Consider the following 23,305-nt stretch of genomic DNA (forward strand, 5'->3'; position numbering starts at 1 on the left):
GCGATCGCAGCCGTGCCTGTATAGGGGAGCGGCGCGCGAGTGAGAAGGGCCGACGCCGCCTCGCGCGGGTCGCTGCGTTTCGCCCCGGAGAGTTGACGGCGTGTTGACTAAACCCGGCTCACGCCCCATTTTCCGGCGCCTTGTCATCAATTTGCATGCTGGAGGCCGGATGGCCAAAGAAGACCTGATCGAATTCACCGGGGTGGTGTCCGAGCTGCTGCCCAACGCGATGTTCCGGGTGAAGCTCGACAACGACCACACGATCCTCGCCCATACGTCGGGCAAGATGCGCAAGAACCGCATCCGCGTGCTGGCAGGCGACCGCGTCACCGTCGAGATGACGCCCTACGACCTGACCAAGGGCCGCATCACCTTCCGCTTCAAGTAGGCGTTGAGCGCGCCGACGCACCCGCCGCTCGTCCTCGCCTCCGCGTCGCCGCGCCGGCTCGACCTGCTGCGGCAGGTGGGACTGGAACCCGCCGCAATCGATCCCGCCGACATCGACGAGACGCCCGCGTCGCGCGAGCTGCCGCGCGCCTATGCGCTGCGCATGGCGCGGGCCAAGCTCGCCGCCGTGGCGCCGCGCCACGCGGGCAGCATCGTGCTGGCCGCCGACAGCGTCGTCGCCTGCGGCCGGCGCATCCTGCCCAAGGCGGAGACGGAGGAAGAGGCGCGAGCCTGCCTGGCGCTGCTGTCGGGGCGCCGCCACCGCGTGCTGGGCGGCGTTGCCGTCGCGTCGCCGGACGAAAAGGTGCGCACCCGGCTGGTCGAGACGGTGGTGCGCTTCCGGCGCCTGGAACCGGGCGACGTCGCGGACTATCTCCGCTGCGGCGAATGGCGGGGCAAGGCGGGCGGGTATGCGATCCAGGGCCGGGCGGCCCTGTTCGTCGCCTTCCTCTCGGGATCGTACAGCAACGTCGTCGGCCTGCCGCTTTTCGAGACGGCGGCCCTGCTGCGCGCCGCCGGCGGGGCGCCGCGATGAACCGCGTCGACCGCCTGATCTGCCAGGTCCTGCCACACGCCTTCCTGATGGCGCTGGTCTCGGGCGGGCGGCTGCTCGAGCTGCAGCTCGTGCGCCGGGACAGGCCCTCGCGCGTCGAGAGCGTCTTCCTCGGCCGGCTGGAGCGGGTGATGCCCGACCTCGACGCCGCCTTCGTCGACATCGGCATCGGGCGCTCGGGCTTCCTGCGCGCCGAGGACCGGGCCGGCATCGACGACTGGCCGCCGCCGGGCGCGCCGCTGCTGGTGCAGGTCCGCCACGACGGCGAGGGCGACAAGGGTCCGCGCCTGTCGATGGATATCGCCGTCACCGGCCGCTACGTCGTCTACCATCCGCTGGGTGCGGGCGTCGGCTTCTCGCGCCGGCTCGAGGGCGAGGCCGAGCGCGACCGGCTGCGGCGCCATGTCGAGGACCTGTTCGAGGGCGGCGTGGTGATGCGCACCGCCGCCGCCGGCGCCTCGGCCGAGCTCCTGAAGGCCGATGCCGCGCCGGTGCTGGAGCGCTGGGAGCAGATCCGGCGGCTGGCCTTCAGCACCCAGCCGCCGGCCGACCTGTCGGCGCGCATTCCCGGCGACCGCGACCCGATCAACCGGGCGCTGCGCGACCATGGCGCCTCGCTGGAGGAGATCATCCTCGACGACCGCACGATGGCCCGTTCGCTGCAGGACAAGATGGATCGGCTGGGCGAGAAGCTCCGCGTGCGCTGGCACAACGGCCCGATGCCCGCCTTCGACATCGACGACGTGTCGGGCCAGATCGACACGGCGCTGGCCCCGCGCATCGTGCTGGAGAGCGGCGTCGAGGTGCTGTTCGAGCCCGGCGAGACGCTGATCGCCGTCGACGTCGACAGCGGCAGCGCCGGCGGTCGCCAGGGCCGCGCCCCGCGCCGGGCGGTCGAGGTCAACCTCGAGGCTGCGCCGGCGATCGCCCAGCAGCTCCGGCTGCGCAACCTCGCCGGCGCCGTGGTCGTCGACTTCGTCACCATGCGCAGCAGCTACGATCGCGACAAGGTCCAGGCGGCGCTCGCCGAGGCGCTGGCCGAGGACCCCGTGCCGACCCAGATCTACGGATTCACGCGGCTCGGCCACTTCGAATTGACCCGGGCCCGCCGCGGCGCGACCCTGGCAGCGCAGCTCGAGGCGCTGCAGAAGGCCGATGACTGACCGATCCCTTCCCCCTCCGCTCCGCGCCGTTCGCACGGCGGCCCGGTGTCCCGTCTGCAGCAAGGACGTCGTCGCCGGCTACCGGCCATTCTGCTCCAAGCGCTGTGCCGATATCGATCTCGGCCGCTGGCTGAAGGAAGGCTACCGCATCGAGACGGAGGAGGGGCCGTCCGAGGACGATCCCGAAGCGGCGGGGCCGTCTGGACAGGGCGGCTGACGCATCCTATAAGCGCCGCCGCCAACACGTGGTGCGCCCAGGTAGCTCAGTTGGTAGAGCATGCGACTGAAAATCGCAGTGTCGGTGGTTCGATTCCGCCCCTGGGCACCATTTCTTTCCACAATTTCGGATCGTCGGATCGGGCGCGGCGAGTTGGCGCTTTGCGCCGATTTCGCGACTTCACCGATTTTCGTAGGTGCGCATCACTCCGCGAAAGCTATTGCAGCTGCTTTTCATCGAGAATCTGTGGCAGCTGATCCCACGTCTGCCCGTCGAGCGTGCGGCCGGTCCGCTTCTTGTTCACGCCGCCCCTCGGCGAATACCGCCTGGGTGAAGTCGAGGGGTACCTTCGCGTGAAACAGGTCTGACATCGAATTGACGAAGATGATCCGGCCGGTCGACCACGTCTTTGGTATGTCGAGGGATGCGCGGTCGAGATTCACGCGGCCATTCCACTTGTAGCGGCCGCCCGACTTCCTGGTCAGGGCCGTATACCTTCGGCTGACCCATGGCTTCGAGCCGCGCCGCAAGACGCATCGCATAGCAGTTCGTACAGCCCGGCGAGAGCACGGAACAGCAAGAGTTCACCCCTGCGTTGACGGAAGATCGGCGTGGCGAGCGCACTATTGATGCGTTTGTAGTTGAAGAAAAACAGACAATCGTAGCCGAACTCTTTGATGAGCTCTTGGGTGGACCTGAAGGGATCAATGAAGGTGAACGACGGTATCACCGAAGTGTTGAGAAAATGCTGCTCGATACTCTTGCCCACCTTGACGTTGAGAACGGTAGGTTTGGAGTCGAAGCCTTCGAGCCGCCGCGTGGGAGTCGGCGGCCCTGTAGGTGTTTGAGGCGTGTGAGAATTCGGGTGCCGCCCCTCTTTATGGTGAAAAAGGCTACCACGCCTATTGGCTCAGGCAACCATGTCGATATTAAGTATCAGCTCTGCAACCGACATATCCTTCCCGAACTCAAACATCGGGCTCAGAATACGGTGGGGAAGCGGGGAGAGCTGGGGAATGGGAAGAAACGCTGAGGATCTGCTGGGCAAGCTTACTCTCGGGGCCAGCCAAATTTCCGAGCTCACGGCACAGCTAAAGCAGCTACTCCCTGGATCACCGGAGCACGCAACCAAAATTGTAGAACTAATTGCTGTCCAAGCCGAGGCGGCTTTAGTCGCCGATAAGATATGGCAGACGGCCTTTTCGATGCTGGCTCAGGAGATGTGGGAGCTTAGCGATCGGATCGAAGAGTTGGAGGGGCGGTTAACCGATGAAGAGCGCGACTAGCTTTTCTGTTGCCTTAGCCAGCGTCCCGCGGCGTCGATCTTGCGCCACCTCGCGAGGGTGACGTCGCCCCGGAGCTCACTGCTCAGTGATGGGACTGACGAACAGGAGAAGCGACAAAGAGAATCGGAACGCTAAGCCGCCACCACATAACGGTTCGCCGCCTACTAGAGCAGGCGACCAAGCCAACCGCAACCATGATGCCGGATAGCGCTCGCATGTGGCGTCGCCAATCTAGAACCAGAAGTTGACGACCCACCCCTTCGGCGCAGCGAAGCGACAGTCTCCTCATGCGGCGCTTTTTCCACGCGGCTTGCACGAGTCCGGGTCTCGGCACCGAGTGTCACGCAGACCATGCAAAGCCAGCCGCTACGCGCGCCCTACCGCTCGCGGAAGGCTCTCGCGATCTGGTCCCTGAGCGGCTTCACGAAGTAGGAGACCACGGTGCGTTCGCTGCTCTGGATGAAGGCCTCGACCGGCATGCCCGGCACCAGCTTCAGGCCCTTCAGGCGGGCGATCTGCTCGGCCGGCACCTCGATGCGCACGACGTAGAACGGCGCGCCGGTCTTGTCGTCGTGTCCGATATCGGCGGAGACCACCGTCACTTGGCCGAGGATCTCCGGAGTCGTGCGCATGTCGAAGGCGGAGAAGCGCAGCACCGCCGTCTGGCCGATCTGCAGCTGATCGATGCTCTGCGGCGCGATCTTCACTTCGACGGTCAGCCGGTCGGCGGCCGGCACCACCAGCATCAGTGTCTCGCCGGCATTGACCACGCCGCCGATCGTGTGCACCGCCATCTGCAGGATGGTGCCGTCCTGGGGCGCGCGGATATCGATGCGCTGAAGCTGGTCCTCGGCCGCCACCTTGCGCTCCACCTGCTCGGCCGTCTTGGCCTCGATGTCGCGCAGCTCCTTGGCGACCTCGCTGCGCATGTCCTGGTCGATCTGGATGATCTGCAGCTCGATCTCGGCCCGCTTGCCGCGCGCCCGGGCCATGTTGGCGACCAGCTGGTTGCGCTCGCCGTCGACGCGGGTGGCGTCGCGTTCCAGGGCGGTCAGGCGCGAGATCGGCACCAGCTTCTTCTCCCACAGGAGACGAACTCCCTCGAGCTCCCGGTCGATGATCCCGAGCTCCTTCTGCTTGGCCTGTTCCTGGCCGACGAAGCCGCGGACCTCCTCGTCCAGCTGGCCGATCTGCTCGCGCAACTGCGCCTTCTGGCCGCGCCGCGCCTCGGTGCGGAAGGCGAACAGCTTGCGTTCGCTGGAGAGCGTCCGGGACACTTCGGGATCGTCGACCCGCGCCAGAAGCCCGTCGGGAAAGACCAGGCTGTCGAGGTCGTCGCGTTCGGTCTCGAGCCGCGCGCGGCGGGCCGACAGCTCGTCGAGGCTCTTGCGGATGATCGCGAGATTTGCCCGCGCCACCGTGTCGTCGAGCTGGACCAGAAGATCGCCCGCCTTGACGGGGACGCCATCGCGCACGAGGAGCGTGCGGATCACGCCGCCCGTCGGATGCTGCACCTTCTTGACGTTGGAATCGACGACCAGGGTTCCCGGCGCCACGACCGCGCCGGCGATCTCGGTGGATGCCGCCCAGCCGCCGAAGCCGCCCACCAGCAGGACGATGACCGCGAGGCCGGTCGCCGCATGGCGACGCAGGGAACGATTCGAAACAGTCTGTCCGGTCATCATGCCGCTCCCTTCGCGCCGGCCACTTGCCTCATCCGGCGCGGCACGAGGCGATGGGGCTGCAGCACGTCGCCCAGCACCTCGTCCCGCGGCCCGAACGCCTGCAGGCGGCCGCCGGCCATCGCCAGGACCAGGTCGAGGTTGTGCAGCGCCGCCGGCCGGTGGGCGATGACGACGACGATGCCCTTGCGATTGCGCACCTCTAGGATCGCCTGCGCCAGCGCCTGCTCGCCCTCGCGGTCGAGATTCGAGTTCGGCTCGTCCAGCACCACGAGGAAGGGCTCGCCGTAGAGCGCGCGCGCCAGCGCGATGCGCTGGCGCTGGCCGGCCGACAGCGCGCCGCCCTGTTCGCCGATCCTCGTTTCGTAGCCTTCCGGCAGGCGCAGGATGAGGTCGTGCACGCCGGCGCTGCGGGCCGCGGCCACGACGCGGCCGGGCTCGTAGCCGGGCTCGAACCGGGCGATGTTCTCGGCGACGGTTCCATCGAACAGTTCGACGTCCTGCGGCAGGTAGCCGATGTGCGCGCCCAGCGCGTCCGGCGCCCACTGCTCGATCGCCGCGCCGTCGATCCGGACCTTGCCGCGCACCGGCGACCAGACACCGACCAGGGCGCGCGCCAGCGACGTCTTGCCGGCGGCGCTGGAGCCGATGATGCCGAGTCCCTGCCCGGCCTTCAGCTGGAAGCTGACATCCAGCACGGCCGGTCGCGGCGAGCCGGGCGGGCACACGGTGAGGGCCTCGACGGCGAGCCCGTCGACCGGCACCGGCAGCGCCATCGGCGCCTCGTCCGAGCCGCCGGCCGTGACCTCCGACAGGCGGCGCCAGCTCTGCCGCGCCGACTGGAAGCTCTTCCAGTTGGCGATGGCGAGCTCGACCGGCGCCAGCGCGCGCGAGGTCAGGATCGAGCTCGCGATGATGATGCCGGCCGTCGCCTCCTGGTTGATGACCAGGTAGGCGCCGACTCCGAGGACGCAGGACTGCAGCAGCATGCGCAGCACGCGCGTGGCGGCGCCGAGTCCGCCCGCGATATCCGCCGTCCGTTGCTGGGCATCCATGTAGCGGTCGTTGCTGGCCTGCCAGCGCGCGCCCAGGCGCCGGGTCATGCCCATGGCCTTCAGGACTTCGGCGTTGCGGCGGCTGGCTTCGGCGAGCGACAGGCGACTGGCGCCGAAGCCGGACGACGCGCGCGCCGGGTTGCGCGTCAGCAGCTCGGTCACCAAGGTGAGGGCGACCAGGAGGAGGGCGCCGGCCAGCGCCGCCAGCCCGATGTAGACGTGGAAGGCGAAGCAGATGCCGAGATAGAGCGGCATCCAGGGCAGGTCGAACAGTGCCGCCGGGCCGGTGCCCGACAGGAAGCTGCGGATCTGGTCGAGGTCGCGGATCGCCTGCAGGCCGTCGCCCCGCCGTGGGCCCTTGAGGGGCTGGCGGACGACGCCTTCGTAGGCGATCAGATTGAGCTGCTCGTCGAGCGAGCGGCCCAGCCGCACCAGCATGCGGCCGCGGATCATGTCGAGGCCGCCCTGGACGGCGTAGAGGCCGGCCACCACGGCGATCAGCGCGATCAGCGTCGGCACGCTGCGGCTCGGCAGGACCCGGTCGTAGACCTGCAGCATGAACAGCGATCCGGTCAGCATCAGGACGTTGATGACGCCGGTGAAGAGGCCGACCGCCGCGAGGGACGTCCGGGAGGCCCGCAGGGCGCGGGCCAGCGGCGAGGACGCCGCCGGCCCGCGCTGGGCCGTGTCGATCACGGTCACATCGGTTCCCCGGCTACACGGAGCGGAAATCGTCCTGCGTCAGGTTCGCCAGGGCGACGTCCTGCAGGGTGATGCTGTTGTCGGCGTCCACCGTGATCACCGTGCCGTTGCCGGAGGCCGCCGCGTGCGCCAGCACGTCGGCGGCATCGGCAAACACGCCGTCCCGGAACTCGATCACGTCGCCGTCGCCCGGCGTGAAATCGACGACCGTGTCCTGGCCGAAAACGGCCTGGAAGACGAACGTATCGGCACCGGCGCCGCCCGCGAGCGTGTCGTTGCCGGCACCGCTCACCAGCGTGTCGTCGCCGGCGCCGCCGGACAGCGTCTGACCGCTGACATCATTGCCGACCAGGTCCAGGATCTCGGCCCCGAGGGCGCTGTCCTTGATGGTGAAATTGGCCGGCGACAGATCGCCGAGGGTGACGCCCGCGAGCGTGACGCTCTGGTCGTTGCCCGGCACGCCAAACACCACGCCGTCGTCGGTCTCCGCGACGGTGACCTCGCCGGCGCGGAACCAGTCGACGAAGATCGTGTCGCTGCCCGGGTCGAAGCCGTCGACGACGGTGTGCTGGCCCCAGTTCCAGGTGACGACGACCGTCGCGTCCGCCTTGGTGACGTCGGCCGTGCCGTTGGGGTTCGTCGGCTCGCCGACGCCGCCGTCGCTCCCGTCTCCGGTGTTCCCGTCTCCGGCGCCCCCATCTTCGGCGCCCCCATCTTCTGCGCCACCGTCACCGCCGGACGACTCGCCGGAGCCGACAGCGTCCAGGATCTGCGCCCCCAGCATGCCGTCCATGACCGTGAAGTTGGCCGGCGACAGATCGGTGAGGCTGATGCCCGCGAGCGTGACGGTCTGGTCGTTGCTCGGGATCGAGAACACCACGCCGCCGTCGTTTTCGGACACGGTCACGTCGCCGGCGTGGAACCAGTCGATGAAGATCGTGTCGCTGTCGGGATGGAAGTCGCTGACGACCGTGTCGTGACCCCAGTCCCAGGTGATGACGACGTCGGCGGTGGCCGCCGTCACGCCGGCCGTACCGTTGCCGGCGGTGCCGCCGCCACTGCCGGTGTCGCCACCAGTGTCGCCGCCCGCATCGCCGCTTCCGTCACCCGAGCCGTCCCCGGAGCCGTCACCAGACCCGTCGCCCGAGCCGTCGCCGGAGGAGGCGCCCGATCCGACCAGACCGAGGATCTGGCTCGCCAGGGCCTGGTCCTGGATCGTGAAGTTGGCGGCCGACAGCTCGGCCAGGGTCACGCCTTCGAGCGTGACGGTCTGGTTGTTGCCCACGATCGCGAACACCACGCCGCCGGCGGTATCGCTGACCGTGACGTCGCCGGCACGGAACCAGTCGACGAAGATCGTGTCGCTGCCCGGGTCGAAATCGCTGATGACCGGGTTCTGGCCCCAGGCCCAGGTCAGGACGACGTCGGCAGTGGCCGCCGTCACGCCGGCCGTGCCGTTTCCGGAGGTGCTGCCACCGCCATTGCCGGTATCGCCACCGGAATCGCCGCCAGTGTCTCCACCCGTGTCTCCACCCGTGTCGCCGCCGGTGTCGCCACCCGTATCGCCGCTTCCGTCCCCTGACCCGTCGCCCGAGCCGTCGCCGGAGGAGGCACCCGACCCGACCAGCCCGAGGATCTGGCTCGCGAGGCTCGAATCCTGGATGGTGAAGTTGGCGGCCGACAGCTCGGCCAGGGTCACGCCTTCGAGCGTGACGGTCTGGTCGTTGCCGGGGATGGCGAACACCACGCCGTCGGCGGTATCGCTGACCGTGACATCGCCGGCACGGAACCAGTCGACGAAGATCGTGTCGCTGCCCGGGTCGAAGTCGCTGATGACCGTGTCCTGGCCCCAGGCCCAGGTCAGGACGACGTCTGCCGTGGCGGCGGTGACGCCGGCCGTGCCGTTGCCGGAACTGCCGCCGGAACCGGAGCCGCCGTCGCCCGGTGTTCCGAGGCCTTCGTCGCCGGTCAGGCGATCCTGAAAGTAGGCGATCAGCTCGGAGGGAGTGGGCGAATCATAGCCGCCGAACTGCACGACGTACTGCAGGATCGACGTGCCGTACTCGTCGGAGCTGAGCGTGCCATGGAGCAGGAAGTCGACGACGGCCGGCGCACCGCGCAGATGGGCGGCGGCGAGCAGGCCGGTCAGGCTCAGCGTCGCCGTGACGCTCTGCCCGCTCAGGACATAGGTGTGGGTGGTGCCGAGATAGTCGTCGAGGCTCTTGCCGGACGCGGCCAGTCCCTGCTCGATGATGCCGAGGTTGTGGCCGAACTCTTCGCGGATCGCCACGTCCTGCGCGTCCTGGGTCATGAACTCCTCGAGCGACTCCACGCCGTTCTTGCCGGTCCAGGTCCCGTCCCAGGTATTCGTCGCCGCCCCGTTGCCGTAGTAGAGATCGTCGTCGTAGTAGCCGAGATCGATCAGCAACGCTTCGCCGAACTGATAGCCGACGAAACCGTAGGAATTGGTCGACCGGTAGGCCATGGCGGTCCACTCGGCGTCCGTGAGCTGCGACCAGCTCGAATACTGGGGAAAGTAGGTTTCGACCGACCCCCCGGCCCATTGATCGAGCTGCCAGTCCTGGATGATTCCTTCGTTATAGCGTTCCCTGTCCCATCCGGATTCGAAGGCAAGCAGGTCGGCGAGGAAATCGGCGAACGTCACACTCATGGCAAAGCCATCCCAAATAAAGAAGCACTCCCCAACGCGCCTTACGAGTCGAACTGTGACGAAAACCGGGCGTTGGAAAGATTTTTCAGGGCACGGGGGCTCGGCCGGGGATACAGCAACACCATCGGCCTTCTCGTCTTGATCGTCGAGCTGTGGCGACCTTTCGAATCTCCCATCGGCCAGACCGTTTGCGGAAGCAGGACAAACCAGATGCCGCTCGACGACCTCTTCGTCGACGGGCCATCATTTCCAGAAGCTGCACCTTGCGCCTTCATCACCTTGCCCTCGCACGGCTTGCAGGTCGCGCCGCACCTTGCTCGATCCGGATGGGACGCAAGCTCCCATGGGGGCCTCCATCACGCGCGCCAGCGATCGAGTCGAAGAGCCGGGTTGCAAATGTGCGTGCCGGCCGTATGGTGAAGAGGTCTGGAGCGGTTCCCGATGGATCGGGCGCTCGATGCTCGGCGGAAGTTTGTCTTCGCCACGAGACCCAACGTCTCAAGCGATGGCACGTGTGATGCGCCGTTGGCCGTAGTCTCTGCTCCGAGAACGACGAACGGATGTGTCATGAGATTGTCCACGTGCACGCCAACGCGTTCCAGGTGAAGGAGTCCTCTTCCGCCCAGGTGCTCGATCCGAGGCTGGTCGGCGCCGACGCGCCGATCGTGCAATCGCGCATCGACGCGTTGAGGACCATCGATCATCCCGACCAATCGCGCGACACGATGATCATCCCGCCGAATGGCCATCTGCGCGTCTGGAGCCGAATGTACGCGAAGCGCATCGGCAAGACGGTTCTGCACTGCCATGTCCTCGCCCACGGGGAGACGGCGATGATCCAGAATTTTCTCATCAAGCCAAAGGGGGGCGAGCGGGTAGGCTGAGCGGCCGCCGCGATCGATTGCTGGGAGAGGGGATCGATATGAACCGGAAGGGATTGTTCGCATTTGGTCTTGCCGCCATCCTGGCTGCCGCGGCCCCGGCGAGCGCCGAGATCAATCCCTGGATCCAATCGGAACTCTACAACCCCTCCAAGTGGGACAGCGCCGGCCCACAAACCGACACCCATTGGTTGCACCCGGGAGCCCTCAAGTTTGGCCAGAAATGGGGGTGGTTCTCGGGCAACCTGCAGTCGCCCAACGTCACCGGCAGCTGGGGTGGGCTGCGCGATCGGCTGGAACTGCAAGGCGTGGCATTTTCGAGCGCCCTTGTCGGGCAGTTCGCCGCCAATCCGGCCGGCGGGCAAATCCCGGGCAAGGCGAGTTGGCTCAACGACTGGTCCTTCGGGATGTTTGTCGATTTCCGGCGCGTGCTGGGCAGCGCCTATCGGACCTATTTCACGGCGTCGTTCGATGTGACGACGGGAAGCCCGAGCCTCACGCCGAGTTACGTCGGCAACTTCTTCCCCGTCCAGCTCTCGAACTCGACCTATCCGCAATCCCAGCCGCGTCTCGTCCACGCGGCGTTCGGCACACAGCTGTTCGACAACACGTCCGAGCTGGCGTTCGGTCGAATGATCACCGGCGAGGACTTCGCGTTCATCTCGCGGGCCTGCACCTCGCTCAACCAAGCCATCTGCGCCAACCCGATCGCCGGAGCCAGGGACATCAGCTTCCCGACCTATCCCAATGCGGTCTGGGGCGGGCGATTCAAGGTCAAGCCGGGCGAGCGCTGGTACGCCCATGCCGGCGCCTATCTCGTCTATCCGACTCTCGGCGACCCCGCTCTCCACGGCGTGGAGTTCGGCGCACCCGACGGATCGGGCGTCCTGGCGATCGGCGAAGCGGGCTTCAACGTCGGCACGCGAGCCGGCGTGACCGGCCTGCCGGGAACCTACAAGGCCGGCTTCTACTACGACACCGAGACGCTGACGAACCTCTCGACCGGCGCCAATCAACGCAGCACCTGGGGCATGTACGCCATCGGTGAGCAGATGATCTACAGCGCGAACGACAGCCACTCCAAGGGACTGTGGACCTGGCTGTCGCTCAGCTACGCGCCACCCGACGTCAACGAGGTGACGTTCATGGCAGCCGGCGGATTGAGCTATGTGGGTCTCCTTCCCAGCCGGCCGAACGACACGCTTTCGGTTGTCGGGGCGGTTGGCCGCTTCAGCGAATATCTGTCCAGTCAGGGAAGCGAAGTCGTGATCGAGCTGAACTATCGCGCGCAAATCCTTCCGTCGGTCTTCGTCCAGCCCGACATCCAGTACATCGTCAATCCCGATGGCAAGTTCACCATCGCCGATGCACTGGTCATCGGCTTCGCCGTCGGCGTGACGTTCTGACAGGACTGCGAGCCGTTTGCCGACAGGACAACCGTCTATCGGTCGGTATCGGCCAAGAGGCTTGACGTTGCACACGTTGTGAAGGTCTACTGCACACATTCCTGGTTGTGGAGATCGCGGCATGCCATTCATCGACGCGAAGCCGTACAAGTTTCAGTTCGATTTCGACCATGTCGCGCTCATCTGTATCGATATGCAGCGGGACTTCTGCGAACTGGGCGGCTTTGCCGAGGCGCTGGGCAACAACGTCGCGAACGTGCAGCCCTGCATTCCAGTGATCGCCAAGCTTCAGGCCGCTTTCCGCAAGTGGCGGCTGCCGATCATCCATACCAAGGAATGTCACAAGCCCGATCTCTCCGATCTGCCCGCCGCCAAGCTCCACCGCGGCAACCCGAAGATCAGGATCGGTGAGTTCGGGCCGATGGGCCGCATCCTGATCGACGGTGAGCCGGGAGTGGAATTCATTGCCGAGAACGCGCCGCGCGAGTGGGAGCATGTGATCAGCAAGCCGGGCAAGGATTCGTTCTACCGGACCGATCTCGACGAGTATCTGATGCGCCGCAAGATCGCGAGCCTGGTCATCACCGGCGTGACCACCGAAGTCTGCGTGCAGACGACGATGCGCTGCGCCAACGACCGCGGCTACGACTGCATCCTGGTCGAGGACGGTACCGACAGCTTCTTCCCCGAGTTCAAGGAATCGACGCTGAAGGCCGTGGTCGCGCAGGGCGGGATCGTCGGCTGGACCTGCAAGTCCGACATCCTTCTCGACATGCTGGCCGACGAGAAGTCGTACGGCGCCTGACCCGCGACGGCGGCCACGGGGCCGCGCCGCTTGCATGACCAGGCGCCGGCCGACGCCGTTGGGGGATGGGGCGAGCTTCGGATGAAGGCACCGGTCGACTACATCTTTCCCCCGGTCGCGCCGGGCGACGTCCCCTACTGGCGGCGCGCGCTTCGCGGCTGCTCGCAGCTTTGCTTCCAGTCGAACGAGCTCACCGGACTGTTCTTTCTCGCCGCCGTGCTCGTCGCCTCGCCGATCGCGGCCGCGTACATGGCGGTGGCGGCCGTCCTGGCGCCCGGCGGGCGCATGCTGCTGGGCGAGCGCAGCCCGATCCTGGAGACCGGGATGCCCGGCCTCAATCCCTGCCTGCTGGCGCTGTCGCTGCCCGCCTTCTTCCAGACGGGATGGACCGATGTCGGCATGTGGCTGGTGCTCGTGGTCGGGGTCGCGGTCACCGTCGTCCTGGTCCGTCTGTTGGTCGCCCTCCTTCCGTTCCCCATCCTGGTCCTTCCCTTCCTGATCGTCTTCTGGGTGCTGTGGGCGCTGGAACCCCATGTCGACTTCCTCCAGCCGGCGGTATCGGTGGCTCCCGTCGCGACCGCTGCCTTTCAACCGGTCGAAGCGGTGCTGCGCGGGCTCGGCCAGACGATGTTCCTGCCCACCGTCCTGTCGGGCCTGCTGTTCCTGGCCGGCATGCTCGCGAGCGACTGGCGGCAGGCCGTGGTGGCGCTCCTGGGGGCGGTCATAGGCACGGTGGTCTCCTACTACTACCGGCACGAGGCGACGGCCGGCGCCGACCTCGGCCTCTTCGGCTTCAACGGCGTGCTGGCGGCGGTCGCCGCCTACGTGGTGTGCGGCGGCCGGCTGCGGCTCGCCGTGCTCGGCGCCCTGCTGGCGACCATCGTGACACCGGCGATTTCCGACCTCGGCATCAAGGCGGCGCTGTCGGCGCCCTACGTGCTGGCCACGTGGTTCCTGCTCTTCCTCGGCTGGATCGATGAGCGCTGGTTCGACACTGCCGGGGCCGGGACCACGGCTGCGCCCGCATCCGGAGCCCAGAAGACACCGACGCCTTGACGAGGCTCGCAACGGAGACAGCCCATGTTGCAGCTGACCATGCCGCTCGTGCTTTCCGACATCGTGCGCACGCCCGGACACGGCGCCTGTCGAAGGTGGGGTGAACATATGCGCGGGAGGCAGCTGCCATGACGACGATCGTGTCGGAGCCGTATCCGTGGCCCTACGACGGCGACCTGCGGCCGCAGAATACCGCGTTCGTCATCATCGACATGCAGATGGATTTCTGCGCCAAGGGCGGCTACGTCGACAGCATGGGCTACGATCTGGCGCTCACGCGCGCACCGATCGAGCCCATCGGGCGCGTCCTCGCCGCGATGCGCGACAAGGGCTATCACGTCTTCCACACCCGAGAGGGGCACAGGCCCGATCTCAACGATCTTCCCGCCAACAAGAAATGGCGCTCCGACCGCATCGGCGGCGGCATCGGAACCAAGGGGCCTTTGGGTCGTATCCTGGTTCGCGGCGAGCCTGGCTGGAACATCATCCCCGAGCTCGCGCCGAGGGATGGCGAGCCGATCGTCGACAAGCCCGGCAAGGGGAGCTTCTGTGCCACCGACTTCGAGCTGATGCTGCGCCAGCGCGGCATCGCCAACATCATCCTCTCCGGTGTCACCACCGACGTGTGCGTCCATACGACGATGCGCGAGGCCAACGACCGCGGCTTCGAGTGCCTGTTGCTCGAGGACTGCTGCGCCGCCACCGATCACGGCAACCATCTCGCGGCGCTCAAGATGGTCAAGATGCAGGGCGGCGTCTTCGGCGCCGTCGCCACTTCCAAGGCATTGCTCGAGGCACTCTAGCAGCGACGCCGCGCTTGCACTGCCGGCGACTCGAACACCAATCGGTGCGAGGTTTCCATGGCGGTGAGCGGAAACAATTCAGGGTGGAGATCGAGGCCATGGACCTGTTCGTGAACGGCACGCTGATGCGTGGACTTGCGTTGCATCGCAACCTGGAGGGCGCCGAATTCATCGGCGCTGTCCGCACCGCGCCGGTCTATCGGCTCTACTCCATCGACGATGTCCATCCCGGCATGTTCGAGGTCGAGACCGGCGGCGTCTCGGTCGCCGGAGAGATCTACCGCATGAGCGATCAGGTGCTCGCACGTGTCGAGGCCGGCGAACCGCCCCACCTCTACCGCGGTCCCGTCAGACTGGCGGACGGCCGAACCGTCGACGGCATCCTGTTTCCGCGCGACATCGCCGAAGGCCGCCACAAGGACATTTCCGAATTCGGTGATTGGCGCGCCTACGCCGCAACCTTGCGGCGCGACTAGAGCGTGATGACATTGGGGCGATTCATTGCTGGGGGCGCGCCACTCCCGTGACGCATCCTGGCGACGACAGCCGGCGAGCGCCGCGGAGTGGCTGCAAAGCTGTCCGAGCGCGGACCTCCGGGTCCGCTCAGGATCGTGAGGCGGACCTGAGGTCCCCGGTCCAATGACGCGCCACGGCGAGGTTGTGAAGCTATCGGAGCGCGGACCTCCAGGTCCGCATCAGGTTCATGAGCGGGCCTGGAGGCCCGCGGTCCAGAAGAGCATGACGTGCCTCGGGCGTGGCGCGCCCCTGGCAGCGAAAGAACGCGCCCTTTCTCATGCTCCTCTCCCCCGCCAGGGGGAAAGGTTGGGTGAGGGGGCTGGAGGCAGCCTTCGATCCCCCTCTCCTAGCCTCTCCCCCTGGCGGGGGAGAGGAACCCGATTGTCTCTACCCGAGCGCCCTCCGATAGCTTCACAACCTCGGAGTGGCGCGCCCCCAGCGAAATGGTGATGGACCTCAAGTCGTCGCGCTGTAGATCCCTTCGGTCCGGATGGGCCGTATCCCGAGCGAGGGCGATAAGGACCTTTGCCGGGACCGGCACACGCATGGTCTGCTAACCTGAAGGAAAGAACAATCCAGGGGAGTGTCTGGTGCGCGTCTGGTCTCGAATCGTCCTGGTCGTTGTCTTTGGTCTCTGTGCCTGCGAGCAGGCGCCGGTTCAGTCGTCCAGAGTGCTGTCCAAGCCGGAACAGGCTGCCCTTGGCCCCGTCGACGGGATCGTGACGATACCGCAGACCGAACCGGACGTAGCGTTCACCCCGACCGGCACCGCGGGCGCCGGAGGTCTGCTGGGCGCCCTCGTGTACGGCATCGCGGATGGCTATCGGAAGGCGGAGGCCAAGAAGGAAGCGCGGACGCTGACGGATGCGCTGCAGGGATTCGATTTCAAGGAGGAGTTTTTCGCAGCGGCCTCACGCCGGCTCGGTGCGGTGCAGAACATGAAGATCGTCATGCGTCCCACCATGAACACGGCCACGGATACCGCTGCGGTGCGACGGCTGTACGACGAATCGAAGGATGCTTCGGTGCTGCTCGTGTTCGCGAGGCTGGGTTTCAACTCGGGCAACCTCGTGCTGACGGCGGGAGCCACGCTCTTCCCGAAATCGGCTCAGTTGAAGCGGTTGCGCCCGCGGCCGGACGACGCCAACTTCCTCGAGATCGGGAATGCGCTCTACCGGGACGTCGTCACCGTCACGAAGGCGTCGGTTACACCGGCGACAGTCCGCTCCAGCCTCGCGGCTGCCATCGACGAGGCCACGGCAACGCTGGCGGCGAATCTCGAACGGACCCGATAGGGATCGCGGTCGGGTCCGCGGCACCTCGCGAGGGCGGAGGGCGTCCGCCTCCGGCTTACGTGTACCTTACTGCGGCATCAGCGATGGCACAGGGCAGCTGCGGTGAAAGTGCGGGGGCCCATCGCTTGCCCCCGGGTCGGTCCACTGGCACCAAGGAAGGTGCCGCGCGACCTGATCATGCTCATGTCTGTTGGAACCGACCCCATCCATTTGAACGACGCTCTCGGTCTCGTCGCGACCGAGATCGAGAAGATCCAGGCCGCCGTGAGGCTTCTGCAGGCCGCCGTCGATCAGGTCGAAGCCGGCATCCCGCGTTCGGCGCCGCTACAGGTCTCGCTCGGCCAGGTCCGCGAGATCGGACGGCTGATCGAGGATCACGCCCAGGCGGCGCTCGCGCATGTCACCGACTCCGATCGCGCCACTCCGGGAATCGCATAGGAAGCCTGCCTGAGCCTCCGTTCAGGGGCCGGGTGGTTCGCTCACGAAATCGTGTGGACCGGCAGGCTGTCAGCCACGCGGCTACCGATGGGACGTCGCCCGTCGCTGCGGACGGGCCGGCGGCACGCTCGGCGTCTTCGGGCCCTCGGGGTCGCGCAACTTCTTGACCTCGCCGCGGTCGGGATGCCGTTGCCGCTCGTATTTCTGACGGGACACCATCGGCAGCAACGAATCGGGGACGGGCGTCGAGCGCGCCCGACCCGATGAGGACGCTTGCTTACCCGATCCGCGAAGAGGCGAGGCCATGTGCGATCCCTGGCAGCTAGAGGCGAGACGCAAGCCGACGCGAAGATCTCAACTTCGGCGAGAATGCCACAGCGCCTATGCTATTTGTGGCAGGGTTGAATTTGCATGTGCCGTTTCGCGACCCGCGTTTGGCCCTTTGCAGACCCGTGACAGATCAGGCCGCTCGAAGATCCCGTCAGAATCAGTCGATGTGCAACCAGGAGGGCCGGCCATTCGTTCTCCGCCTCTGGCTTGGCCAGCTGCCAGAGGAGTGCCTGATGCCCAGAACCATCGTCCCCGGGATGCGGTCCGCAGGCGAGCCTCTCGAACGCCTTGCCGGTCGAGCGAGGCGCCTCGGCATTGTGATCCTGTCCGGTGTGGCGGTGCTCGTCGCAGTTGTAGGCGTTGCTTTGGCGCAGGCGTCGGGCAACGACGTGCCGGCGCCCGCTCCGCCAAGGGTCGATGTCCAGTCCGTCGTCGGCGACGAGGAGATCGCCAGGCGCCTCAAGGACATCATGGCGGCGACCGGCTGGTTCCCGGAGTACGCGGTCGAGGTCAAGGACGGCGTCGTCTTCCTGACGGGCCGTGCGGCCACGGACGAGTTCAAGAAGTGGGCGGGCGACCTTGCCCGCAACACGCAGGGTGTCGTGGCCGTCGCGAACCGCCTGCGGGTCGTCCAGCCGGTCGCCTGGAACTTCGCGGCGACCCGTGAAGGCTTCGACGAATTGCGCCGCGACGTTTCCCGCGCCCTGCCGTTCGTCGTGCTGGCCTTCCTCATCCTCGGCCTGTCGCTCGGCGTCAGTTGGGTGACGCTGAGAGTTGTCCGCGCCCTCCTTCGCGATCGGCTGCATTCCCGTCTGATGCGCGGGGTCGCCGCCTATGCGATCGCGGCGCTCGTCTTCTTCGCCGGCCTGTACATCGTGCTGCGTGTTTCGGGCCTCACCCAGCTCGCGTTGACGGTGGTCGGCGGTACGGGGCTGGTCGGACTGGTGCTCGGCATTGCCTTCCGCAGCATCACGGAGAACTTCCTGGCGAGCATCTTCCTCAGCTTGCAGAGGCCCTTTGACACCGGGGATCTCATCGAGGTGGCGAACGAGACCGGCTACGTCCAGCAGCTCAACATCCGTTCCACGGTGCTGATGACGCCGGAGGGCAACATCGTCGAGGTGCCCAATGCGACGATGTACCGGGAGAACTTGCGCAACTTCACCACCAATCCACAGCGGCGCGAGTCGTTCGTCGTCGGCATCGGGTACGACGACTCCATCGATCTTGCCCAGGAGGTCGCGCGCGGGGTGTTGCTGGCGCATCCGGCCGTCCTCGGCGAGCCGGAGCCCCTGGTGCTGGTCGACAATCTCGGCAAGGCGACAGTGGACCTGAAGATCTACTTCTGGTTCGACGGCAACGAGCACAGCCCCATCAAGGTCCGTTCCTCGATCATCCGCCTCGTGAAGCGGGCCTATCAGCAGCGCGGCATCAGCATGCCGGACGAGGCGCGCGAGGTCGTCTTTCCGCAGGGCGTTCCGGTCATCATGTCGGAGGGCGCCCGTACCGGGCCTTCTCCGGAGCCGCGCCCACCGACCGAGTCGGCGGACAGCGTTTCGACCGAAGCCGAAGCCGGGCTCGGGAGCGAGGCCGGGCTGCTGAAGGAACAGGCCAGCCGCGTGCGGCCGGTGGCTCCCGGCGACAATCTCCTCGCCGAGGCCAAGGGGCCGCCCGGCTGACGCGCTGCCTACTTCGGCGGGGCCGGCGCCGGTCCATTCAACCGCCGGGCGAGCATCGCGCGCAGCGTGGGATAGGCGACCTCGGCCATGAAACGGTTGCCGTCGGGCGTGTAGTGGACATAGTCGATGAACACCGTGCCGGGATGGGCGCGCAGCGCGTCCGTCGGGTCGATCACCGGCACGCCCTGCCGGTCGAGGATGCGGTGGAAGGCCTGCCGCGAGGCCTCGAACTGGGCGATGCGGTTGGGATGATTCCGGATCGGATCGGCCAGCGAGTGCTCCTCGTCGCTGAGCGGCTTGACGCCGACGAGATGCGCCAGCGCCGGCTCCCAGACGAAGACGATGCCCTGTCCGGCCGCCCGCGCGGCGGCGATCATGGCATCGGCGTAGCTGGCATAGAGCCGCATGTAGGCGTCCTGCTCCGCCGGCGTCTCCGGCCGCAGGGCCGGGTCCGGCCGCGGCGGGCGGGCGGGCGCCAGGCGGGCCGCCAGCGCCACCAGCCGGTCGGCGAGCGCGCCGCTGCCCTTGTAGGCCAGCGCCAGCAGCGCCGAATGTTCGGCGCCAGTGCGCCAGGCGCGCTCGACGAAGGCCGCCGCGCTCTGCTCGTTCACCAGCCGCTCGAATTCCAGCCGGAAGGGATGCGGCGCCTGCAGGGTCGTGCGGCCGGCCGCGAAGTCGCCGGCCTCGCGGAACCAGAAGAAGTTGTTGATGCCGCCGAACACGACCACGAGGTCGGCATCCCAGGCGATGTACTCCTCGAGATAGGCGCTCGCGATCTCGACGATGCGGTTGAAGTTGACCGCCGCGTTGATGACCTCGACCTTTCGTCCGGCCAGCGTCGGGTCCTTGGCGAACAGCGCCTCCAGGAAGGGCGCGATGGTTGCGTTGCTGCCGACCCGCCCGTAGCGCTCGAGGCGGGCGCCGGCCAGGCCGGAATAGAGCACCGAGCCGCCCAGCAGGAGCACGCGCAGCGTGCCCGGCGGCTTCTTCTTCTGGTACTCGCCGAGCGAGCGGAAGCCGCTGCGGTCGATCTCGTAGCCGGGCGAGGTCAGGCCGGGATTGTTGCGCACCAGCCCGTAGGGCGACCAGCGGTAGACCGACAGCGACTGGAAGGGCCGGCCGGCATAGGCGTAGATCATGCCCTGCGAGATCGCCTCGCCGACCAGCGCCAGCAGGGCGAGCAGGGCGAACACCCGGCCCCAGCGGATGGGCGCCGCCGTCGCGGCCGGCCGGTCAGAAGCGGCCATAGATGAACTGCCCGGCCGGCAGCACGATGGCGTTGCGCAGCATGACCATCACCATGATCGAGACGACGACGAACAGGATCTTGCCCAGCACGATCCCCTCGCGGCGCGTGACGGGCAGGCGGATCCAGCCCCGCCGCTTGGCCAGCAGCAGGGCGGGCGGGGCGAGGACGACCAGCACGACCAGCGGCAGCAGCCAGAGGGGGAGGCGGTCGATGTTCATGGCAGCCGCAGGATCGTCGCCAGGCGGTCGATCGGCAACACGAAGAAGATCCAGCCGACCGACACGAACAGGAAGGTCGCCGCGATCCCCAGCGCCTGCTGCGGCCGGCTCTTGCGGCCGGTCGGGCGGACGCCGCGGCCGCGCTGGAACCGCATCCAGGCGTCCTGTGCCGCGAGGCCCATCGCGTGCCACAGGCCCCACAGCAGGAAGTTGGCCGTGGCGCCGTGCCAGAAGCCGCACAGGAGGAAGGTCGCGGCGTAGCCGACCACCGACACGGTCCCCGGCGAATGCGGCCACGCCTTCTGCAGCACGCGCACCACCGGCACGAAGACGTGCGCGGTCAGCGCCCGGCTGAAGGTGATGTGCCAGCGCCGCCAGAACTCGCGGATCGACGCGGCGGCGTAGGGCCAGTTGAAGTTCTCCGGCACGTTGACGCCCATCAGCCGCGAGCAGGCGATCGCCAGGTCGCAGTGGCCGGAGAAGTCGCAGTAGAGCACGACGCCGTAGACGATCGCCGCCCACAGCAGCTCCAGGGGAGAGACCGGAGCGGCCGGATCGAGGGCGAGCAGGCTCGCCGGCGCGAGCAGCCCGGAGATGCCGAAGATCTTCACGATGCCCAGCGTCAGGCGGAAGGCGATGTCGACGGCGGCCTCGCCGTCGATCCGGTAGGGCTTGCGCAACTCGGCCTGGAACTCGCTGAAATAGTGCATCGGCCCGACCAGAAAGGTCGGCAGGTGCAGCAGGTAGGCCAGCACCTCGACGGGATCGGGCGAGCGGGTCTTGCCGTCGCGGATGTCCTTCAGCAGCGACCAGGTCTTGACCAGCATGTAGGAGGCGCCGACGAACAGCAGCGGCGTGAGGCGCGACCAGCCGTTGGCGGTCGCGAGCTTGCCGACGAACCAGCTCAGCAGCAGCGGCCCGGCGGCGAGGAACAGCAGCCCCATGGTCGCCGTGGTGCCGCGCGCGGCCACGATGCGGCATCCGATCGGCACCGCCACGACGCAGACCGCCAGCGCCGCGAGGCTGGTGGCCGGCAGGTCGAGCAGGCCCACGATGCCCGCGATGCCGATCAGCGCCAGCGCGCCGGCGCGCCCGCGGATCGCTTCGGGCGGCAGGAGGTGCGTGGCGGCGAAGCCCGCGGCGACCAGCGCGTAGAAGGTGGCGAGGAAATACATCTAGTGCCCGGGTTGGCCGGTCCCGGCGGTCTCGAGGTAGCGCCGCCGGTTCTCGGCCCGCGAGATCTTGCCCGCGGTCGACTTCACGAGGCTGCGCGGCGGCACGATCCGCACGTCGCCCGCCGTGCAGTCGAGCGACTGGGCGATCTGGCGGCGGACCGCCAGCACGACCTTGCCCGTCGGCTCCTCGGGCCGGCTCTCCAGCAGGATCACGAGCTTCTCGGTGCCGGTGACGCTGTCGGGAACGCCGAAGGCGACGACGCGGCCGGCAATCACGCCGTCGACCGTGCCGACCAGCGCCTCGACGTCCTGCGGGTAGTAGTTGCGGCCGCGGATGATGATCAGGTCCTTGAGCCGGCCGGTGACGTAGAGCTCGCCGTCGAGCGTGAAGCCGAGATCGCCGGTGGCGTAGAAGCCGCGCGCGTCGATTGCAGCGGCCGTGGCATCGCTGCGGTAGCCCTTGAAAACATGCGACCCGGCGATGTGGATCTGTCCCAGCCGGCCCTCCGGCAGGATCTGGCCGGCGGCATCGCGGATCTCCAGCGTGACTGTGGGCAGGGCGCGGCCGCAGGATACCAGCGTCACGGCGTCCGCCGCATCGGCGCAACGGGGCGTTGCCCGCCCGTCGCGATCGAGCGCGTCGCGCGAGACGGCGGCGCGGCGGGGCGCGCCGATCTCGTTCTGGGTCACGCAAAAAATTGCCTCGGCCATCGCGTAGCTCGCGATCACCTGGCCGGCCCGCACGCCGTGGGTTGCCAACCGATCGACGAAGGCGGCGACGGCTTCCTCCATCACCGGCTCCGAGCAGTTGATGAAGGCGCGCAGGCCGCCCAGCCGCCACGGCCGGCCGCGCTCGGCGGCCGCCTTCAGCACGCGGTCCTCGACCAGCACCCGGAAGGCGAAGTTGGGCAGCCAGCACAGCGTACCGTGGTGCGCCTCGATGGCGTCGAACAGGAGGGCCGGGCGCTGCACCCAGTCGAACGGCGACATCTCGACCATGCGCAGCCCGCTCATCAGCGGCGTGACGAAGCAGGCGATGAAGCCCATGTCGTGATAGAGCGGCAGCCAGCTCACCACGACGTCCTGCGGCGTCGCCTCGAGGCGCTGCAGCAGGGCCCCGGCATGGACATGGAGCTGCCGGCTGGTGAAGCCGACGGCCTTCTGCAGGCCGGTCGTGCCCGACGTGTGCTGCACGGCCACCTCGTCGTCGAGCCCCGCGCGCTCGTCGATCGGCACCGCCTCGTCGGTCGGCTGCAGGGAATCGGTCGCGAGCCAGGGCGTGCCGGCCGGCATCAGGCCGCCGAGCGCCGCCTGCGTCCCGTCGTCCAGGATCACGGCGTCGAGCCCGAGATGACCGACCATGCCGGCGAACCCCTCGGCATACTTGCGCGGCTCCATGCGCGGCGAGGGCGGGGCGATCACCGTGGGCACGTGACCGGCCCACAGGGTGCCGAGCCAGGCGGCATGCAGCCACGGCCCGCTGCGATGGACGATCGCGACCAGCGAGCGGTCGCCTAGCCCGAGGTGCCGCAGGGCCGCGTTGACCGCCTGGGCCCTTGCCGACAGCTCCCGAGCGGACAGGGGACGTGCCTGGCCGTCCAGGGCGACGTAGGTCGCCACGGTGCGGTCAGGCTGGCCGGCGAGGCGGTCGCGGAGATGGAGGCCGAGCGGCAGCACC

21 protein-coding genes, 1 tRNA gene and 1 pseudogene are annotated in these 23,305 nt (G+C 67.7%); 15 read left to right on the forward strand and 8 right to left on the reverse strand.

All coding sequences use genetic code 11. From position 1 onward, the window contains the following. The first annotated feature begins 169 nt into the window (after positions 1 to 169). The 5 genes from infA to ACO073_RS28095 all read left to right on the forward strand — a co-directional run bounded on the left by infA (position 170) and on the right by ACO073_RS28095 (position 2,491). On the forward strand, positions 170 to 388 hold the full coding sequence (infA, locus tag ACO073_RS28075; RefSeq protein ID WP_199600557.1) for a translation initiation factor IF-1: 219 nt from the start codon (positions 170 to 172) through the stop codon (positions 386 to 388). A gap of 3 nt (positions 389 to 391) precedes the next feature. Then, entirely contained in the window at positions 392 to 982 is a 591-nt protein-coding gene (locus ACO073_RS28080) for a Maf family protein (RefSeq protein WP_422002429.1), read from the forward strand. Beyond that, a complete protein-coding gene (locus ACO073_RS28085) occupies positions 979 to 2,163 on the forward strand; it encodes a ribonuclease E/G (protein WP_422002431.1) in 1,185 nt (394 codons plus the stop codon). The genes ACO073_RS28080 and ACO073_RS28085 overlap by 4 nt, the downstream gene beginning before the upstream one ends. Beyond that, complete coding sequence (locus ACO073_RS28090; protein ID WP_422002433.1) at positions 2,156 to 2,380, forward strand: DNA gyrase inhibitor YacG; 225 nt, start codon at positions 2,156 to 2,158, stop codon at positions 2,378 to 2,380. The genes ACO073_RS28085 and ACO073_RS28090 overlap by 8 nt, the downstream gene beginning before the upstream one ends. Before the next feature lie 35 nt (positions 2,381 to 2,415). Then, a tRNA-Phe gene (locus ACO073_RS28095) sits at positions 2,416 to 2,491 on the forward strand. A gap of 206 nt (positions 2,492 to 2,697) precedes the next feature. On the opposite strand, the pseudogene ACO073_RS28100 reads toward ACO073_RS28095, so the two are convergent. Continuing rightward, positions 2,698 to 3,007, reverse strand: a pseudogene (locus ACO073_RS28100) (DUF5131 family protein); the annotation flags it as partial. 389 nt (positions 3,008 to 3,396) lie between these two features. Between ACO073_RS28100 and ACO073_RS28105 the strand changes: the two are divergent. After that, positions 3,397 to 3,666: a hypothetical protein gene (locus ACO073_RS28105; RefSeq protein WP_422002434.1), complete on the forward strand. Its 270-nt coding sequence runs from the start codon at positions 3,397 to 3,399 to the stop codon at positions 3,664 to 3,666. 377 nt (positions 3,667 to 4,043) lie between these two features. Here the strand turns inward: ACO073_RS28105 and ACO073_RS28110 are convergent, their stop codons facing one another. The 3 genes from ACO073_RS28110 to ACO073_RS28120 are packed head-to-tail and all read right to left on the reverse strand — an operon-like array spanning position 4,044 to position 9,776. Further along, positions 4,044 to 5,348, reverse strand: coding sequence for an HlyD family type I secretion periplasmic adaptor subunit (locus ACO073_RS28110; protein WP_422002436.1), 1,305 nt, complete (start codon positions 5,346 to 5,348; stop codon positions 4,044 to 4,046). Continuing rightward, positions 5,348 to 7,105, reverse strand: coding sequence for a type I secretion system permease/ATPase (locus ACO073_RS28115; protein WP_422002438.1), 1,758 nt, complete (start codon positions 7,103 to 7,105; stop codon positions 5,348 to 5,350). The genes ACO073_RS28110 and ACO073_RS28115 overlap by 1 nt, the downstream gene beginning before the upstream one ends. Before the next feature lie 13 nt (positions 7,106 to 7,118). After that, positions 7,119 to 9,776 (reverse strand): calcium-binding protein, encoded by a 2,658-nt coding sequence (locus ACO073_RS28120; protein WP_422002439.1) that lies wholly within the window; start codon positions 9,774 to 9,776, stop codon positions 7,119 to 7,121. Positions 9,777 to 10,336: 560 nt separating this feature from the next. On the opposite strand from ACO073_RS28120, the gene ACO073_RS28125 reads away from it, so the two are divergent. From ACO073_RS28125 to ACO073_RS28165, 9 genes are all read left to right on the forward strand, one after another. Next, positions 10,337 to 10,660, forward strand: coding sequence for a multicopper oxidase domain-containing protein (locus ACO073_RS28125; RefSeq protein WP_422002441.1), 324 nt, complete (start codon positions 10,337 to 10,339; stop codon positions 10,658 to 10,660). 38 nt (positions 10,661 to 10,698) lie between these two features. Next, on the forward strand, positions 10,699 to 12,063 hold the full coding sequence (locus ACO073_RS28130; RefSeq protein ID WP_422002443.1) for a carbohydrate porin: 1,365 nt from the start codon (positions 10,699 to 10,701) through the stop codon (positions 12,061 to 12,063). Positions 12,064 to 12,184: 121 nt separating this feature from the next. Continuing rightward, the gene (locus ACO073_RS28135) at positions 12,185 to 12,868 is read left to right on the forward strand and encodes a cysteine hydrolase family protein (RefSeq protein WP_422002445.1); all 684 of its coding nucleotides are present in this window, start codon (positions 12,185 to 12,187) and stop codon (positions 12,866 to 12,868) included. A gap of 81 nt (positions 12,869 to 12,949) precedes the next feature. Further along, positions 12,950 to 13,924, forward strand: a complete 975-nt coding sequence (locus ACO073_RS28140; RefSeq protein WP_422002447.1) for an urea transporter — start codon at positions 12,950 to 12,952, stop codon at positions 13,922 to 13,924. A gap of 128 nt (positions 13,925 to 14,052) precedes the next feature. Beyond that, complete coding sequence (locus ACO073_RS28145; protein WP_422002448.1) at positions 14,053 to 14,727, forward strand: cysteine hydrolase family protein; 675 nt, start codon at positions 14,053 to 14,055, stop codon at positions 14,725 to 14,727. A gap of 98 nt (positions 14,728 to 14,825) precedes the next feature. Beyond that, complete coding sequence (locus ACO073_RS28150) at positions 14,826 to 15,203, forward strand: allophanate hydrolase-related protein (protein ID WP_422002450.1); 378 nt, start codon at positions 14,826 to 14,828, stop codon at positions 15,201 to 15,203. Positions 15,204 to 15,833: 630 nt separating this feature from the next. Continuing rightward, positions 15,834 to 16,538: a hypothetical protein gene (locus tag ACO073_RS28155; RefSeq protein ID WP_422002452.1), complete on the forward strand. Its 705-nt coding sequence runs from the start codon at positions 15,834 to 15,836 to the stop codon at positions 16,536 to 16,538. Between the two features lie 159 nt (positions 16,539 to 16,697). Further along, positions 16,698 to 16,976, forward strand: a complete 279-nt coding sequence (locus ACO073_RS28160; protein WP_422002453.1) for a hypothetical protein — start codon at positions 16,698 to 16,700, stop codon at positions 16,974 to 16,976. A 563-nt stretch (positions 16,977 to 17,539) separates the two neighbouring features. Further along, complete coding sequence (locus ACO073_RS28165) at positions 17,540 to 18,985, forward strand: mechanosensitive ion channel domain-containing protein (protein WP_422002455.1); 1,446 nt, start codon at positions 17,540 to 17,542, stop codon at positions 18,983 to 18,985. Between the two features lie 8 nt (positions 18,986 to 18,993). Here ACO073_RS28165 and ACO073_RS28170 read toward each other — a convergent pair whose 3' ends face one another. The 4 genes from ACO073_RS28170 to ACO073_RS28185 are packed head-to-tail and all read right to left on the reverse strand — an operon-like array spanning position 18,994 to position 23,304. Then, positions 18,994 to 20,232 (reverse strand): hypothetical protein, encoded by a 1,239-nt coding sequence (locus tag ACO073_RS28170; RefSeq protein WP_422002457.1) that lies wholly within the window; start codon positions 20,230 to 20,232, stop codon positions 18,994 to 18,996. Then, the gene (locus ACO073_RS28175; RefSeq protein ID WP_422002459.1) at positions 20,219 to 20,452 is read right to left on the reverse strand and encodes a hypothetical protein; all 234 of its coding nucleotides are present in this window, start codon (positions 20,450 to 20,452) and stop codon (positions 20,219 to 20,221) included. Before ACO073_RS28175 ends, ACO073_RS28170 begins: the two co-directional genes overlap by 14 nt. Beyond that, complete coding sequence (locus ACO073_RS28180) at positions 20,449 to 21,627, reverse strand: MBOAT family O-acyltransferase (protein WP_422002461.1); 1,179 nt, start codon at positions 21,625 to 21,627, stop codon at positions 20,449 to 20,451. Before ACO073_RS28180 ends, ACO073_RS28175 begins: the two co-directional genes overlap by 4 nt. Beyond that, positions 21,628 to 23,304 (reverse strand): AMP-binding protein, encoded by a 1,677-nt coding sequence (locus ACO073_RS28185; protein ID WP_422002463.1) that lies wholly within the window; start codon positions 23,302 to 23,304, stop codon positions 21,628 to 21,630. It lies immediately after the preceding gene. Position 23,305 lies beyond the last annotated feature (1 nt).

Origin of the sequence: Reyranella sp. (genome assembly GCF_965229815.1) — a bacterium.
Taxonomy (GTDB): Bacteria; Pseudomonadota; Alphaproteobacteria; order Reyranellales; family Reyranellaceae; genus Reyranella.